The 14959-nt window shown below is 55.1% G+C and carries 16 protein-coding genes; 6 read left to right on the top strand and 10 right to left on the bottom strand.

The genetic code is table 11. The features are described from left to right. Positions 1 to 108: 108 nt before the first annotated feature. Entirely contained in the window at positions 109 to 1683 is a 1575-nt protein-coding gene (locus MYS68_RS23535; RefSeq protein WP_248928198.1) for a PhoX family protein, read from the bottom strand. Between the two features lie 130 nt (positions 1684 to 1813). Here MYS68_RS23535 and MYS68_RS23530 point away from each other — a divergent pair, with 130 nt between their 5' ends. The 6 genes from MYS68_RS23530 (at position 1814) to MYS68_RS23505 (ending at position 7657) form a co-directional block, all read left to right on the top strand. Further along, positions 1814 to 2128 (top strand): DUF6916 family protein, encoded by a 315-nt coding sequence (locus tag MYS68_RS23530; RefSeq protein WP_248928197.1) that lies wholly within the window; start codon positions 1814 to 1816, stop codon positions 2126 to 2128. Between the two features lie 6 nt (positions 2129 to 2134). Beyond that, positions 2135 to 2656: a phage tail protein gene (locus MYS68_RS23525; RefSeq protein WP_248928196.1), complete on the top strand. Its 522-nt coding sequence runs from the start codon at positions 2135 to 2137 to the stop codon at positions 2654 to 2656. Positions 2657 to 2703: 47 nt separating this feature from the next. Next, a complete protein-coding gene (locus MYS68_RS23520; protein ID WP_248928195.1) occupies positions 2704 to 3201 on the top strand; it encodes a phage tail protein in 498 nt (165 codons plus the stop codon). 18 nt (positions 3202 to 3219) lie between these two features. Further along, complete coding sequence (locus MYS68_RS23515) at positions 3220 to 3756, top strand: phage tail protein (protein ID WP_248928194.1); 537 nt, start codon at positions 3220 to 3222, stop codon at positions 3754 to 3756. 43 nt (positions 3757 to 3799) lie between these two features. Then, positions 3800 to 7222, top strand: a complete 3423-nt coding sequence (locus MYS68_RS23510; RefSeq protein ID WP_248928193.1) for a cadherin-like beta sandwich domain-containing protein — start codon at positions 3800 to 3802, stop codon at positions 7220 to 7222. Between the two features lie 171 nt (positions 7223 to 7393). Next, positions 7394 to 7657 carry a hypothetical protein gene (locus MYS68_RS23505; protein ID WP_248928192.1) on the top strand — a complete coding sequence of 88 codons (264 nt, stop codon included), beginning with the start codon at positions 7394 to 7396 and terminating at the stop codon, positions 7655 to 7657. A 118-nt stretch (positions 7658 to 7775) separates the two neighbouring features. On the opposite strand, the gene MYS68_RS23500 is transcribed toward MYS68_RS23505, so the two are convergent. The 9 genes from MYS68_RS23500 to MYS68_RS23460 form a co-directional block, all read right to left on the bottom strand. Next, complete coding sequence (locus tag MYS68_RS23500; protein WP_248928191.1) at positions 7776 to 8045, bottom strand: Mor transcription activator family protein; 270 nt, start codon at positions 8043 to 8045, stop codon at positions 7776 to 7778. Between the two features lie 70 nt (positions 8046 to 8115). Then, positions 8116 to 8382 carry a Mor transcription activator family protein gene (locus tag MYS68_RS23495; RefSeq protein ID WP_248928190.1) on the bottom strand — a complete coding sequence of 89 codons (267 nt, stop codon included), beginning with the start codon at positions 8380 to 8382 and terminating at the stop codon, positions 8116 to 8118. Positions 8383 to 8412: 30 nt separating this feature from the next. Further along, positions 8413 to 8841: a peptide methionine sulfoxide reductase gene (locus MYS68_RS23490; protein ID WP_248928189.1), complete on the bottom strand. Its 429-nt coding sequence runs from the start codon at positions 8839 to 8841 to the stop codon at positions 8413 to 8415. Between the two features lie 37 nt (positions 8842 to 8878). Beyond that, the gene (locus MYS68_RS23485) at positions 8879 to 12088 is read right to left on the bottom strand and encodes a lysozyme family protein (RefSeq protein WP_248928188.1); all 3210 of its coding nucleotides are present in this window, start codon (positions 12086 to 12088) and stop codon (positions 8879 to 8881) included. Between the two features lie 36 nt (positions 12089 to 12124). Then, on the bottom strand, positions 12125 to 12994 hold the full coding sequence (locus tag MYS68_RS23480) for a hypothetical protein (RefSeq protein ID WP_248928187.1): 870 nt from the start codon (positions 12992 to 12994) through the stop codon (positions 12125 to 12127). 66 nt (positions 12995 to 13060) lie between these two features. Beyond that, positions 13061 to 13567 (bottom strand): hypothetical protein, encoded by a 507-nt coding sequence (locus tag MYS68_RS23475; RefSeq protein ID WP_248928186.1) that lies wholly within the window; start codon positions 13565 to 13567, stop codon positions 13061 to 13063. A 26-nt stretch (positions 13568 to 13593) separates the two neighbouring features. After that, entirely contained in the window at positions 13594 to 13857 is a 264-nt protein-coding gene (locus tag MYS68_RS23470) for a hypothetical protein (protein WP_248928185.1), read from the bottom strand. 112 nt (positions 13858 to 13969) lie between these two features. Next, positions 13970 to 14272, bottom strand: coding sequence for a sigma-70 RNA polymerase sigma factor region 4 domain-containing protein (locus MYS68_RS23465; RefSeq protein ID WP_248928184.1), 303 nt, complete (start codon positions 14270 to 14272; stop codon positions 13970 to 13972). 16 nt (positions 14273 to 14288) lie between these two features. Then, positions 14289 to 14909, bottom strand: coding sequence for a hypothetical protein (locus tag MYS68_RS23460; protein ID WP_248928183.1), 621 nt, complete (start codon positions 14907 to 14909; stop codon positions 14289 to 14291). Positions 14910 to 14959 lie beyond the last annotated feature (50 nt).

Here is a 14959-nt window from a genome sequence, read left to right as displayed (position 1 = left end):
ACAAAACAACCGGGATTTTGTACGAAACGATCATCTTTCAAACAAAAAAGCATCGCTCACTCACCTATTGTAACAAGGTGATTGGCGATGCTTTTATTTCCGTGCTTATCAAAAAACGCCGGTAATGGCGACGATGGCGGGGCCGGTCGTCTCACGCTGCAGCGAAACAAATAACGTACGTTCGTCCGGTGCAAATGCGGCTCCGGCACAACGTGCCCCGCGGGGAGCCGAAGCGAACTGGACCGCTTTGCCATCGGCCTGTTTGCGATTCGGAATCACGTACAGCCCGTTGTTTTGAAACGGAGCGTACGCATTGGATTCCGTCCGATCGACAGGCATATCGCTTGTAGCCCATAGGTTGCCCTGGCGGTCAAAAGCAAGAGCGTCGGGCGAGCTGAACCCGCCCTGCCTTCCCCCTGCGGCAAAGACGTCGAAATGGAACGAAGACGCTCCGGCATCGTCATTTTCCTCGAATAAGCGGATGATTTGTCCGTGAATGCTGCCGCGGGCGGGATTGTTCGGGTAAGAAAGGAACACGCTGTTGTCGATAGGGCAAACCGCAATATCCCCAAACCGATCCGTCGGAGTCGCACCTAACAATAGAGCGGATTCATAGGCATATACATAAACATCGGAAGGATCCGCCAGCTTTTCCTTCAAATCTTCCCGGACGCGTCCTATTCCTGCCGGTATCGGCCGAGTCAAATCGGTTAACACGGCTTTCACCGCGTCGAAATCTAGCTGAATCCACGATCCTTTCTCGAGGTTGGCGGCATATAAAGTCCCGTCCGCGAGCAGCTTCGAATTATTTTTCCCGGCATCGGGATTGTAAATGCCTTTGCTTATGTACTTGTAAAGACAGGCTTTATTGGTCGAATCCCCCATATAAACGGCAACTCTGCCGTCTTTCGTCAGGCTGACCGAAATTCCGCCGTGGCGGAACCGTCCTAATGCGGTATGTTTTTGAGGAACAGATTTGGCATCAAAAGGATCCAGCTCGACGATCCAACCGTAATGGGACGGATCGAGCCCGGACGCGCGGCTCGTATCATCGAATGCAGCTTCGCCCGTAATCAGCGTTCCCCATGGGGTCGCTGCAGCGGAGCGATTGGCAAATGTGCCTTGAACGCGGGTGGCGCCGCGAAGCGAACGGCTGCCGCGAGCTGGGCCCGTCAAGTCGGCGGGATCGAGTCCGGAGATGCGGCGGGCATACGGGGAAGAAGTATCCGGCTGCCAGCTGCCTTCCTTGCTTCGGTATACCTCAAGCACGGATACGCCTTGCCGGGATAAGCTTGACTGAGCGTCTTCATCCGGGGCCTCCGCGTGCCCGACAACGAGCAAACCGTTCGAGCTCGAATCGCCGAGCGGGAAAAAACGGGAGAATGTTGCGCCGGTTCCGAAGGTCTCCCCTTTATCGTTGAGGGGATCGCCGAAGGCGGCGATCGTATCGATTTTATATCCGGACGGAACTATGAACCGGTCGCTGCCGGAGGGCTCGATCGGCGTAAACGAACCGGAAATCACGCTTGTTTTTTTGTCGAACAATCTGTCTGCCGCGGCCGCAGACGCAGTCGTCCCTCCGAGAACAAGCGAAAGTCCCGAAGAGGCGGTGGCAATGGTCGCTGCGCCGGTCCCCAAATAAGCCAAAAACCTGCGGCGGGTAATCTGTTTGTTCTTATCCATACAAGCCCTCCGTAAACCAGATTCATAGGGAAAATAATCCGATTTTACCAACTCATACACCTTAGACTATGTTATTATATTATACGGTTGAACTTTTCTACAAGAGACAAATAGGGACGGGATACGCTGCATGGAAAAAGATAGCTTGGCCGCGTATCAAGCGGCGGAGGGAACGGTTTTTGAAGCGGTATTCGACGACGGCGTGCTGCCGCTTGAATTGATCAAGGTCGCGGTTAAACGGTCATCCGCGGAGACGGAGCTGTTCTCGCTGCTATTTCGCGGTCCGAAGACGCCTTTTTTGCCACAGAGAATCTATCATCTTCGTCATCGCGCGGTCGGGGAGCAGACGCTGTTCATGGTTCCGGTCGGCCAGGATGAGAGCGGGTATTTGTATGAAATAATATTTAATCGGCTCACAGGCCATGCCGGTGGTAAGGAGGAGTGAGGACGGATGGCGGTTCCGTATGTTGGAGAAATCCGGATGATTGCCGGAAATTTTGCACCGGTGGGATGGGCGTTTTGCAACGGGCAAATCCTTAGCATCTCAGAATATACTTTGCTTTATTCCCTCATCGGAACTACATATGGGGGAGACGGGGTGACTACATTTTGCCTTCCCGATTTGCGGGGACGCGCACCGATGCACATGGGGCAGGGCCCCGGGCTTTCGTTTCGCTCGATCGGAGAAAGAGGCGGAGTAGAAGCGGTGACCTTGACGGTTTCCCAAATACCGTCTCATTCCCATGAGGCGGGAGGACAGTCCGAGCGGGGAACGAGCAACATTCCGACGAACGGCGTCTGGGCTCAGTCCACGATGAATCAATATAAAAGCCCGTTTACTCCGGTAGGGAAGACAATGCATTCGCAGGCTGTAGGTTCGGCCGGCGGCGGCGCAGCGCATGACAATATGATGCCGTATACGGCGATTCATTTTATCATTGCATTAGACGGCACTATCCCTCCTCGAGCCTAGGAGTTATGGGATGCGATGAGGCAAGTTGAATATGGAGGAGATTCCGGATGTCCGAGCCCTTTTTGGGTGAAATTCGCATAGTCAGCTTTAATTATACTCCAAGAGGTTGGGCCATTTGTGACGGCTCTCTTCTGCCGATCAACCAAAATCAAGCGTTGTTTTCGCTCCTGGGGACGACTTACGGAGGCAACGGACAAACCAACTTTGCGCTGCCCGATTTCAGAGGCCGGGTTCCCGTGCATGCCGGGAACGGCATTGGTTTGGGGATAGCCGCAGGGAACGAGTCGCATATTTTGACGATAAGCGAGCTCCCTTCGCATTCTCACCCTGTAAGGGCGGGCGGGAGTGCGGCTGCGGAAACGTCGCCCGTAGGAAATCTGTGGGCCGCTACGACGACAAGCTCTTATTATCCGAACGCCAATACGACGATGAGTTCACTCGCTGTACAGCCGTTCGGAGGAGGTCAGCCGCATAACAATATGCAGCCTTTTTTGGTGTTCAATTTTGTGATTGCTTTGGAGGGCATATTTCCCAGTAGACCTTAAGGGAATGGAGGTGAGTTAATGTCTGATCCTTTTGTGGGTGAAATACGGATGTTTGCAGGAACCTATGCACCTAGGGGCTGGGCGTTTTGCAACGGGCAACTTCTGCCGATAAGCCAAAATACGGCGCTGTTTTCCCTCCTCGGAACGAATTATGGCGGGAATGGGACGACTACATTCGCTCTTCCCGACTTGCAGGGGCGGGTTCCCATTCATGCAGGCCAAGGCTCCGGGCCGGGGTTGACCCCGAGAACGGTAGGGGAAAAAGGCGGCGCGGCTGCGGTCACGCTGATGACCTCACAACTTCCGGCACATTCTCACGCGATGAATTGCAGTTCGGAAACGGGAGCAAGCAGCGGCCCCGGTGAAGGGATTTGGGCGGTTCCGCAGGGGCGCCGAGCTCCTGCCGCATACACGAGCGATACGAGCAGCCTTAAGTCAATGGGAGCGCAAGCTCTTTCTACCGCAGGTGGAAATCAGCCTCATAATAATATGCAGCCTTATTTGGCCGTCAATTTTATTATCGCGTTGGAAGGCATTTTTCCGCAAAGGCCCTGATGCTTTTGTTTCTTACATATTTCCAGGAGAGAAGGTCGGGAGAGTGGAGGCCGGTATATCGATAGTAAGGTTCGCGTCTGTAACATGCAGGTTTCGTCTTGCCTTCTTGCTGGCAGCGGCGTTCCTGCTGGGGGGCGTCCCATTCGCAGGGTTCGTGTCGGCGGAGGCTGCTGCTTTTACGGTCAATACGACTGGCGATACGTTGGATGCGACTCCCGGGGACGGAGTATGCGCTGATAGCAGCGGAAAGTGTTCGCTGCGGGCCGCGGTAATGGAAAGCAACGCGCATGACGGCAGCGAGGCGATCAATATTCCCGCAGGAACGTATACGTTAACCTTGGGCGGCGCTTCCGAAAATAATGCCGCCGAGGGGGACTTGGACATTCTCGGACCTGTCTCCATCGTCGGGGCGGGAGGAAACCGGGACGGGGACCCGTCAGCGACCGTCATTCAAGCGGGGAACGGAGCGGGCGGCGGGAATGACCGGGTGTTTGACATCAATCCGGGGTTACTGTCTGCGGGATTTACGGTTTCCATAGAAGCGCTGACGGTGCGAAACGGAAACGTGCCGGCCGGCGATGCATATGGAGGCGGGGGCATAGCCGGCGATACCGGAACCAGCGCGATCAGCTTGTATAATACCGTCGTAGAATACAGCAGCGCTTCGGCGGGAGCCGGTCAATATGGCGGGGGCGTTCTCATCTCCGGGCTGCCCGGAGGGACGTTTTCGCTGCAAAAATCGATTATCCGCCATAATACCTCTGGCGGACGGGGCGGCGGAGTTTACGTCGAAGGGGATATCGACGTCGGCATATCGGAGACGACGATCGACAGTAACAGCGTGACCGCATCTTCCGACGGGATCGGCGGAGGTCTCGCGTTTTTTCCCCAAACTCAAAATCAAGCGGCGGTAACCATCGACCGGAGTACGATTTCACGGAACGCCGTCTTGACGAACGGGAATGGCGGCGGAATGTATTTGGCAGAACCGGCAACGGTGCAAAATTCGACGATCAGCGGCAATACGGCGGCCGATGATGGCGGCGGTTTGTACATATCCAACTTTTTCGGCGCGATGAGGCTGACAGGCAATACGATCTACAACAACACGGCTTCCGGAGGCAGCGGCGGCGGGGTGTATGTAGAAGCGGGGCAGCCTGCTCTGCATAACACGATTGTTGCGGGAAACACCTCGGGCGGTTTGGCCGGCGATATAGGAGGGGCCGACGGCGTCGGACTCGCGGCGGAGAGCGGCCATAATTTGGTCGGTACGGGCGGCTCCGGCGGTTTGGTTCATGGAGCGAACGGCAACATTGTGGGAAGCCCGGACCCGGGGCTGCTGCCGCTGGCGAATTACGGAGGGCTTACGGAAACTCACGCATTGAAAGCAGGGAGTGCTGCACTGGACGCGGGTGACAATGCTCAAGCCGTTTCTGCCGTTGACCAGCGCGGGGTAAGCCGGATAGCCGACTCGGCGGATGCGGATGCGACGGCCGTCGTGGATATCGGCGCGTTCGAGGCGTTTCCGACGATCGCGGCGATAGCGGACCAAACCGTAACGAGAGGCGGAACGCTCTCTATCGGGGTTTCCGTGGGAGATGTCTCCCTTGGCGAATTATCGGTAACCGGGGTTTCATCCAATCCGGTTCTGGTTCCGGATGCCAATATTCAGGCAGCGGGAACGGGAACCGCCTGCACGTTAACGGTGACTCCGGCGACCGGCCAAACGGGAACGGCGGTCATTACATTAACGGTGAGCGCTGTATCGAACGGCGTTACTTATTCCGCGCAAACCTCGTTCACATTGACCGTTACCGGTGCGTCCCCAAGCAGCAATGCGGATTTGAGCGGCCTGCAGCTGTCGCAGGGCAGTCTGAACCCCGCATTTGCCAGCAGCACGACCGATTACACGGTGAGTGTGGGCAGCACGGCGGAAAGCATAGACATAAAGGCGACCGCAGCGGATGCGGCGGCGACGCTAACCGTGAACGGCACGGTGGCAGCCGGCGGAACGGCGGTTAATGTACGGCTGAACGTCGGCAGCACGGCAATTCCGATTGTGGTGACCGCTCAGGATGGAACGACGAAGACATACACGGTCACCGTTACCCGTCGTGCGAAGAGCGGCAATGCGGACTTAAGCAATTTGACCTTGTCGCCCGGCACGATAGCTTTTACCGGTGCGACGAGCTATACGACAACGGTCGCAAGCGATGTTTACAGCGTTGCGGTGACGCCGACCGCAGCGGATACGGCGGCGACGTTAACCGTCAACGGTACGGCGGCGGCAAGCGGGGCTGCTGTGAACGTGCCGCTGAATGCAAATAGCAGCGAGATTACGATCGTGGTGACCGCCGAAGACGGTACGACGAAAACGTACACGATCGTCGTCATCCGTGCGGACAGCAGCAATGACAACGCCGAGCTGACCCAGATTCGGCTGAATGGCGGAGGTACCAGCCAATTGCTTGCTCCGCAAGCGACCAACCGTTACGTTTACGATGTGCTGATCGATCCGGCGATATCGGGCGCGACGATTACGGCGCAAATGCCGGCAAGCGCCGGCGTTACCGTCACCGGCAGCGTATATTATTGGATTGCGGAAACGGCAGGCCAGAGGCAGCTCGTCATTAACGCGCCGGCTTCGTCGCAAACTGTAACAGCCAATGTGTATGCGGGCAGTGCAAGTCGGCTGTATACTTTTAATTTTTATCGCGATACGGCCATCCCGGTCACGATCCCGGATGACGGAAAAGTTACTTTGCCGGGCGGCGTCGCGATCGACTTCTCCGGTGCCGGGCTGCCGCAAGGAACAACCGTAAAAGCGTCGGTCATTGATCCGCCGTCGATCGGCGGGATGAAGCCGGCCGGTGCGACGATGGAAATTACGTTATCCGGAAATGCGGCCATAAATCAGCCGGTGCGTCTGGAAATCCCTTTGACGAATCCGAATGCGGATCCGTCAAAAATCGGCGTATTTTATTACAACCCGGCAGCGAATCAATGGGAATATCAGAAGACGGACGTATCCGGCGGCAAAGCTGTCGCTTATGTACGGCATTTCTCCACCTATGGGGTATTCGAAGCGGAACGGACCGAAGTTTTTCCGACGTTTGCTTATGTGACGGACGATACCGCGGAAATCGGGTACAGCGATGCACCGGCGGGGACGGTCATTTATTACACACTGGACGGAAGTACGCCGACGGAAAACAGCGCGAAGCTGGACGTAACGAAAAAACTGACGGTTTCCGCCGGTCAAACCTTTACAGCTTACGCGGTCAGCCCCGGCAGAACGGGCAGCTTGTTGTTCTCGCTGCATCTGCCTAAGAGAACCGGCATTTCCGATGCGGTAAGTGCGGTCAAACAGCAGACGGATCAAAACGCCGATCAAGTGTTCAATGCGGACGACGTTACACGCCTGCTCGAACAGATTATGCCTTTTACGGTGGTGCCGTCACACTAAAGCTCCAAAGCCGGCTTCGTCGATGAAATGTCGATGGGGCCGGCTTTTTCGATGAGAATCCAAATGAGTGATGCAGCGTAAACGATGCTTCCACGGACATAGTCCGCTCCGAAAAAAACATGTATAATGATGGAAGACGCTAAAACGGGTAGCGGCTTTAGGAGGGGGAGCATGACGAGACGAAAGTTTATCCGCTGGCTGCTGGCACTCGCCGTGCTTGCCGGCGCAGGCATCTTCGGTTTGCCCCGGCTGCTGAGGCGCGGCGGTGCGGATGCGAGTGCGGAGGAGCTGAGGCTGCCTAGAACCGAACCGCCTGCGGCTATCGGCCGGTCGGCGCCCGAAGGCGGCAAAGAGCCGCTGCTGTCTTATTTTATATTAAGCGACCTGCATATATCCCTGGACGATCCGAATACTGTAGAGTGCCAAATTTTTTGACAAAAAGTTTCACTTTTTATGTCACAAAGACGGGGTAGGCGGTTTGGATATATATACAGGATTAACGCATACATTCTCAATGAATTTGTCAAAAACCGCGTTCAAAAATCGCCGCGAGTTAATCCCCAATGACTATTTCCCGAGCACGGCGTTCGCTCAATCCATACTTTTTAGCTAATTCCTTAACGCTCCCACCGGTGTATTCTTTCTTCATTTTGTAGTCCCGAATGACCCGTAGAAAGTATTTGCCGGATGGAATATAAATGGTGTCCCCTTTAGAATAATCGCCCAGTTTAACGAGGTTCTCGACGCCGATCAGTTCCGCGATTGGGCGGTATCTTTCCGGTACATCTTCCGGCGTTAGTTCTGCAACCCACTGTTCTTTCAAGGCTGTCACCTTCTTCATTTTAGGTTAAAAAAGGCGTGCGCAGGAGACGAAACCGCCCCCTGCGTTATGCTCATTGCTTATTCAGAATGTGCCGGGTTTGCCGTTCGCTCAGTCGGAATTTCCGGCAAATTTCAACCAGGTTGTGTCCATTGTATTCCTGCTTGATTCGCTGATTTCTTAGTGGCATAAGCATGGTTTCATCCCTCGGGAAATAGACATTGCTGCCTCCATAATAGGAGCAAAGCTTCAAAAAAGTTTCGATGCCCGTCATTTCAACCAAAGGATGAAGATTATTTGGAATTAAATCAAGACTCAATTCCTTCATCCAGTCTTCCAAAAGAATCGCCCCCCCTTAATAGAATAAGCTTCATGTCTCATTACCGGATGCGATCTTGCTAATGATGACGGGATCATCCCGTACCCACAATACCAGCACCCGATCCCCTGGCCGGAGAGCTTTGGCGAAGTGCAGTTCCAAAGTTGGAATGTGGCTGCTGTCGTCTCCGGCGACAAAATCCATCCTGGAGAGTGGGGAATAGGTCGTCTCCGGCGTATCGTCGCCGGATGAACTGACCGGCGACGCGCTCCGATAGACGCGGGATTCAACCGGAATTGAAGCGTTCACCGTCCAGTCGGCCACCAAGTAGTCACTGCTGGGGATGGAGGGGCCGAATCGGTCTAGCCGCAAGCTGCCATCTTCTCCGATGACTCCTAAATCAACGATGTCCGGTGTCGCGGATTTCTTCTTGACTCTCTCGTTAATTGCATTTGCAAGCTGGCTGATTCCCCGTCCCATAGTCAGCCCCCTTTCTTAAAAGCGGCAAAGGTTATGGTTAGACACCGTTGGCCCAAGAATCCTCTAACCCGCGCTTGATAATACCCGCAAGATCGTCCGCGATTTCTTGCCCATTCCGTCGAATCGTCTCCATCACGTTTTGATCGTCCGATTTCAATTCAAAGGTCACGTTCACGTCGCCCAGTCGTATACCTCCAACATTCACGCTTGGACGCATATCTAAAGCGCCGACGCTCCCCAGCGAAGGAGAATTCAGACGGATCGGCGGCCCGCCCACGAATCCGCCCTGGCCGTAGGGAGTGGCTCCGAGCCATTGTCCGGCCTGCTGCCAAAGCTCCAGGCCACGCCCACGCATAGCCGCCGAAAGGGGAATAATCACTTCCGGTCCAGCTTCACCCACGAGCCCGACATGCGGCCTTGTGATCATGCCGCCGCGAGCGTAAGCTTTCGGCCCGCCTGCGGCCTGCTGTCCGGCCTCTCGGCCTTCCTGGAAGGCTCCGCTAATCTTGCCCCAGAAGCTGCCCCATTTGCCCTTGATGCTCTCCCAGGCGGTAGAGGCCCAATCTTCAACACCTTTCCATTTCTCCTGCCACCATTTGCCGTCAAACAACGTGCTGCTGATGGCTTCGCGCGTATCGCTCCAAATCTGCTGAGCGCCTTCCCAAGTGTTCTTGGCCCAATCCTGCACGCCCTGCCATTTTTCCTGCCACCATTTGCCATTGAAGATCGTGGATTCAATGGCCGCGACCGTGTTGTTCCAGGTTCCTTTCGTCCGCTCCCAGGCGTTTAAAGCCCATGCTTCGACGGAGGCCCATTTCTCATTCCACCATTCCCCGGAAAATAACGTGCTGCCGATGTACCCGACCGCATAGCCAACACCCTTCGCGATAGCCTGCGGGCCGGTATCCGAAATCCAAGTCCAGGTTGTCCTAGCGCCATCTTTGAGCGACGGCCATAAGGTGGAGTCGAACCAGCGGGAAATGTCCTCGCCTTTGCTGCCGATCCAGTCACCGATTGCCCCGCCGCCGATGCTGCCGAGGATGCCGCCGATCAGCCCGCCAACCGCCGTTCCCAGACCGGGGATGACCGACCCAATCGCCGCGCCGCCAGCAGCGCCCGCCGCAAATCCGGCCCATCCGCCCGCAGCGCCGCCGATCGCCCGGTTTCGTTCTTGGCCGGGCTTGGCCGCGACAATGCTCAGCGCATCCATGCCGATGGAGAGGGGGAGAGCCAGCTTCCCGGCACCTCGGGCCAGCAGTCCCAAGCCTCTTCCGCTGCCGCCGGTGGGAAGAAGTCGTTGCCACCAACTCGCTTTAGGCGCTATGGCTCTGCCGAATGTTTTTTCCAGTTCGTTATAGCGCTGAAGTTCTCCGGCGTTTGCCATGCGCACGATGTCGTCGCGGCGGTAAGTATGATCCATCGGGATGTTTTTCCAAAATTGTTTGCCTGCCGGCCTGTAGCCGCGAGAGAATTGCGCGGAAGGCCCAGCCGTCGCCATAGGAATGCCTTCCGCTGCCGTCGCGGTCGTTACGCTTGGCAAGCGTTCCAATAAGCGCCGATACCAGGGCAATCGCCCTGCCGTTTCAGCGGCGGCGGATGCGGTGTGTCTCGCCGTTGTCGCTGCGGCGACGGACGCCGTTGCATCAGCGGCAGTTGCGACGGCAGCCCCGCCGCCAACCCTTCGCATGCCACGGCCTCTTTTGAACGCCCATTTGGAAAAATCGATCAACCCTTTGCCTACGGAGTACGGTCCCTTCAACAGATTGACCGCTTTGGTGACCAACCAGGCATCCATCGCGAGCGCGAGGGCTTGGCCTGCTCCACTGCTCGTTTCACCGCCCAGCCAAGTCGGTTGCAGATTTTTGAACGCTTCGGCAGCTTTTTGGGCAATCCGCTTGGCGTCGAAGGCTTCCAGAAAGGATTCCAAGAAGGCACGCCCCGCCGTTGATCCGGCCTGAATGAATGGGGATTCGCTTACTTGGACGCCGCGCGGATCGGCTGCGCCCAAAGCCGTCATGATGAATCCGCCAATCGTGCCGCCGATGGCCCCGCCAATTTGGCCGGATATTTTTTCAACCTGAGCCTTGCCTTTGCTTTGCCACCAATCCGCAAAGAGGCTCTGTATGTCATCGAAGATAAAGCGGATTTTGCCCGCGAAATCCAGCCGTTGAAATTCAGGGTTGTCCAAATACTTCCGACGAACATGATCCATTGTCCGGTCAAAAAGATCGCCAACGCGGCGACCGAACCAAATGGCCTGTTGAACCCCCCAATCCAGCGCCTTGCCCCAGGCGGCAATCATCCGCTTTGCTCTTTCGCTCGAAAAGAAGTCGTTCAGTTGCTGAAGAACCGGTTTGAGTCGTTCCAACGCTTGGGAACCGGCACGTTTCAAAGCCATTTCCATGTTCGATTTGAGGTTGTCCCATTGCGCCGCCGCCGATCCGTTGACCTTGGTCAAATACGCCTGCGTGTAACCCATTTGATTCAGGATGTTGTCCAGGGCTTTGATGCGACCGGTCATGTCCGTTGCATTCTTCAGGTTGGCGAGCATGGATCGGGGAACGTTAAAGCGCTCCTGGAGCGAAACCATGTCCCCGGACAACGCCTCCCGGATCGAGAAGGCGGCTCCTTGCATCCCCTCATACGGATTGGAAGCCGCGAGACGTTCCTGAAGGCGAACCAATTGGTTGATTTGATCCAAATCTTTGGTCAAAGGCAAAAACGTTTTGGCCCCCTCCAGGAAGTCCCTTTCGGAGAACGTCGATTTCATGCCTAACTGGTTCATCTGTTGGAATAGCTTCTGCGCTTTTTCCGCATTTCCAACGAGCGCTTCAAGCTGCATGGCTTGCAATTCCAATTCTGCCGCACCGCCAATGGAGGTTGACGCCGCCTTGTACGCCCCCACGGCGGCTAATCCCGAAGTGAGCAATCCCGCCGTCGATACCGACAATCTACCGATGGCCCGTAGGGGCCGAGTCGCCAAGTCCATCACGCGAACGGTCAGACGGTAGGAGCCGCTTGCCACTCGGCGGGCTTCGGCTCCGACGCGTTGAATCACGCCGGAAGCCCGATCCAGCGTATGCAGCACAAGCTGCCAACGGGTTTGGTTCATGCGCTCCAAACGCTTGCGGGTGCGGTCTACCGTCTGATCAAAACGACTCACTTTCTTCTCCGCATTGGAAAGGCCGGGTTCGGAATGATCTTCCACGGATACCGGAATTTCAATGCGATAGACTTCTTCCGCCATATTCGTCTTCACCCCTTTCTTCATTTAATGAAAGGCTTATATGGTATGCCGCTCCGCATAGAGCATCCAATCGGGATGCAAGACGGAGGCGCGGCTAGGATCGTATAGGATATACATTTCACCGCTGGACGTTTTCCTTTGCAGCGCTTTTTGCAAGGCTGGAATCAGTTCGGCTTCGGTCTGTACCCCAAGCAGTGTCTTCATTTGTCCGAGAATAGAAAGGGCGGTCGTTCGCTTTGCTGCCTCTTCGGGCGACAGGGCGCGAAGCACTTCATCCAGCGAAATCTCGCCGGATTGCAATTGCTGTTTTAATTGAAGCAGCGCTACGTTTGTTGCACCTCCCTCCGGGGCTGGGCTGTCGCTTCGGCGGATGACATCCATTTCGCCGATGGCGACAATGCGCGTCGGCATGCCCGAACGGTTAAGCGGTGTCCAGTCGATGGACAAGGGCTTATAATCCGTCACTTCGGTTTCGCCGCCGACTGTCCGCAATTGCGGCTGGCCGTAAATGCTCACTTGCTTGATGCGCCCCGCCCGAATCCAGCGCTTCAAGTCTTGCGCCGCCGCGTCGATCACGCCGCGAAAGTAGGCGCGTCCGTTTTCCATCCTTGCCCCGATCCAGTGGGTGACGGGTGTTTCAAAGGCTGTATCCACTTCGTCCGGTTTTTGGTGGCCGAGAAATCCGGACAGGGTATGCCGGTTGACGTGGTTGACGATGGCGTTCAGGCTTTGCGGCAAGTAGTTCCAACCCCGCGCGGATTTTCCCGCCGGAACTTCCACGACAACCTCCATTGGATCGGCGTCCCCGGCTTTAATGGCCTCCACATCAATGCCGGGCGCTGCCGGAATGTCCGCTGGCCGCATTTCGCCGGAAAGGAAGGCGGACAGCCACATGCTTTGACTCATGATTCCGACCTCCTTTCAGGGGTGGTGTCCTGTGTTTTGTCAAATTTATTGAGAATGGGCGGATGCTCACACGCCGCTGTCGTTCTCTTGGAATGCGGCTTCCTTCGCTTGTTGCTCAAGCTCCTCCAGTTCAATCGCCAGCCGTTCGCGCTCGTTTCTAGCCTTGTCGAACAGGGACGAGGGAACTCTTCTCTGCTCCCAATACTCCCGTTGCGCGTTGTGGTATTCGGCTTCCTTTTTCTCAAATGCTTGACGAAGTTTAGCAAGCTCCTGGTTGTACTTCTGCTCCAGCGCCTCGCATTCTTGAATTTTGTTTCGCAAGTAGTCCGCTTTGTGCGGCTGCATCGCCGTCTCCAGGGTGTTGATTTCGATGGAGATGAGCGCCAGCGCTTCCGAAACCTCTTTGATTTGCGCGGCGATTTTGCCCGAAACCTTATCTTCCAAAATCGCCGTTTGAAGCTCGCTTTCAAGCCGCCTCCGCTCTTGTTCCAGTTCCGTTTGCTTTGCCCGTTTGCCTTCGATCCGTTTCTGATACTTCTCGTATTCCGTCTCCTTCGGGGTAAACAGTCCCATCGGTTACACGCTCCTTGTCGGTTTGTTTAATGCCACTTGAAATGATACGCAGCGCCGGGGAATCGTCCCAACGATCCGACGAATTGGCTCATCAGCCGTTGGGTGTTGGCTTGCCGAACTGTATCCAGCAACCATTCGTCCTGGACGACGCCGAACGCTTCTTTGACTTGCTCCAGCAACGCCAATCGCTCGGCGAGAGCGGGATCAAGCTCCGTCAATACCTGGTGGAGCGTTATCTTTCCGCTGGCAATCTCGTCTCTCAGCCTATCGACGATGGACTTCCAATCCATGTTGTTTTCACCCCTTCGCGCTGTTTCATATCCTTATTTTACTAAGGGGAATACCTCGGAAACCGTCATCTTGACGAACAAAAAGAGAGGGTGTATGGAACCCTCTCAGCGGTTAAATTCCAAAATGGTCTGCTATCTTACGAATCAAGCGCATTTTTGCTCGATACACTGTCTTTTCACTCATATGCATGGCGATGGAAACGGCGACATAGGTTTTCTTTTGCCGATAAAACAAGTCCAACAAGCGTTGTTCTTCCTGATCGAGTTCCCGAAGCGCACGCTCGATCCGTTCAACCTGGTCAAAAAGGTGGAAGGTGAACAGATCGGGCGAAGGGGGCAGGTTTTGCTTAATGGCCGGATACTCTTTAATCCAGCGCTCTGCTTCCTTGAACCAAGGCTCCTTTGCTAAGCCCATCCTACCGCCCGCCTTCTCAGCCGCATTGCTTGGCTAAGGGGGAAGAGTGGGGGCTTTTGATCTCGGCCAGCAATGCGGAGAATAGGCGGTAGCCATGCAGCATGCCATACATGAAATACGTTTCTTTTGTGTTTTGAAACAAAAGCAAATACAAGCGTTCCATTTCTTGCAGCAAATTGCTGATAAGCTGTTGGTCGTTACTTGAGGCTTGTTGATAAATACTCAGTTGAAGCCGCCGAATATTCTCCTGTTCCTCCTGAATATCTGCTTGTTCAGCCGAACTTAATTCGCGTTGAAAAATCTCACTTTTAGTGTACTCCAGCATGTGAGTATGAGCGGTGGCTACGGTTACGGCATCAGATTCAAACGCAAAGCTTGTATGCTGCGTTGTGGATTGATAAACAAGGGCGAAGCCTCTACGAAAAAATAATTCACGGTATACACTTCCCCAACGGGCATACGCATCATCCAAATCAAAGAGTATGTCCCCGACATCCGCAAACCCCTGAAGAGCTTCTTTCAGAAGATTTTCCGTTTTTCCGATCATGCAGAAGTAAATATCCAACTGCTCATTTTCGGGGCCTTTCTCACTATCTCGGTTTATCCAATCCGCTACATACTCTTTCAAAAAGGTCATGCATTATCCCTCCCTGTATTCACATTAGAATTTGTCATTTTAATTGAGAG

This window comes from Paenibacillus hamazuiensis, assembly GCF_023276405.1.
GTDB lineage: Bacteria > Bacillota > Bacilli > Paenibacillales > NBRC-103111 > Paenibacillus_AF > Paenibacillus_AF hamazuiensis.
Note: the sequence above shows the minus strand (reverse complement) of the source record. Positions and strands in the feature narration are given on the sequence as shown.

What these genes read in the sequence shown, in the direction of transcription:
- MYS68_RS23535 (WP_248928198.1), bottom strand. Translation starts at nt 1,683, where the DNA reads ATGGATAAGAACAAACAGATTACCCGCCGCAGGTTTTTGGCTTATTTG.
- MYS68_RS23530 (WP_248928197.1), top strand. Translation starts at nt 1,814, where the DNA reads ATGGAAAAAGATAGCTTGGCCGCGTATCAAGCGGCGGAGGGAACGGTT.
- MYS68_RS23525 (WP_248928196.1), top strand. Translation starts at nt 2,135, where the DNA reads ATGGCGGTTCCGTATGTTGGAGAAATCCGGATGATTGCCGGAAATTTT.
- MYS68_RS23520 (WP_248928195.1), top strand. Translation starts at nt 2,704, where the DNA reads ATGTCCGAGCCCTTTTTGGGTGAAATTCGCATAGTCAGCTTTAATTAT.
- MYS68_RS23515 (WP_248928194.1), top strand. Translation starts at nt 3,220, where the DNA reads ATGTCTGATCCTTTTGTGGGTGAAATACGGATGTTTGCAGGAACCTAT.
- MYS68_RS23505 (WP_248928192.1), top strand. Translation starts at nt 7,394, where the DNA reads ATGACGAGACGAAAGTTTATCCGCTGGCTGCTGGCACTCGCCGTGCTT.
- MYS68_RS23490 (WP_248928189.1), bottom strand. Translation starts at nt 8,841, where the DNA reads ATGGGACGGGGAATCAGCCAGCTTGCAAATGCAATTAACGAGAGAGTC.
- MYS68_RS23485 (WP_248928188.1), bottom strand. Translation starts at nt 12,088, where the DNA reads ATGGCGGAAGAAGTCTATCGCATTGAAATTCCGGTATCCGTGGAAGAT.
- MYS68_RS23480 (WP_248928187.1), bottom strand. Translation starts at nt 12,994, where the DNA reads ATGAGTCAAAGCATGTGGCTGTCCGCCTTCCTTTCCGGCGAAATGCGG.
- MYS68_RS23475 (WP_248928186.1), bottom strand. Translation starts at nt 13,567, where the DNA reads ATGGGACTGTTTACCCCGAAGGAGACGGAATACGAGAAGTATCAGAAA.
- MYS68_RS23470 (WP_248928185.1), bottom strand. Translation starts at nt 13,857, where the DNA reads ATGGATTGGAAGTCCATCGTCGATAGGCTGAGAGACGAGATTGCCAGC.
- MYS68_RS23465 (WP_248928184.1), bottom strand. Translation starts at nt 14,272, where the DNA reads ATGGGCTTAGCAAAGGAGCCTTGGTTCAAGGAAGCAGAGCGCTGGATT.
- MYS68_RS23460 (WP_248928183.1), bottom strand. Translation starts at nt 14,909, where the DNA reads ATGACCTTTTTGAAAGAGTATGTAGCGGATTGGATAAACCGAGATAGT.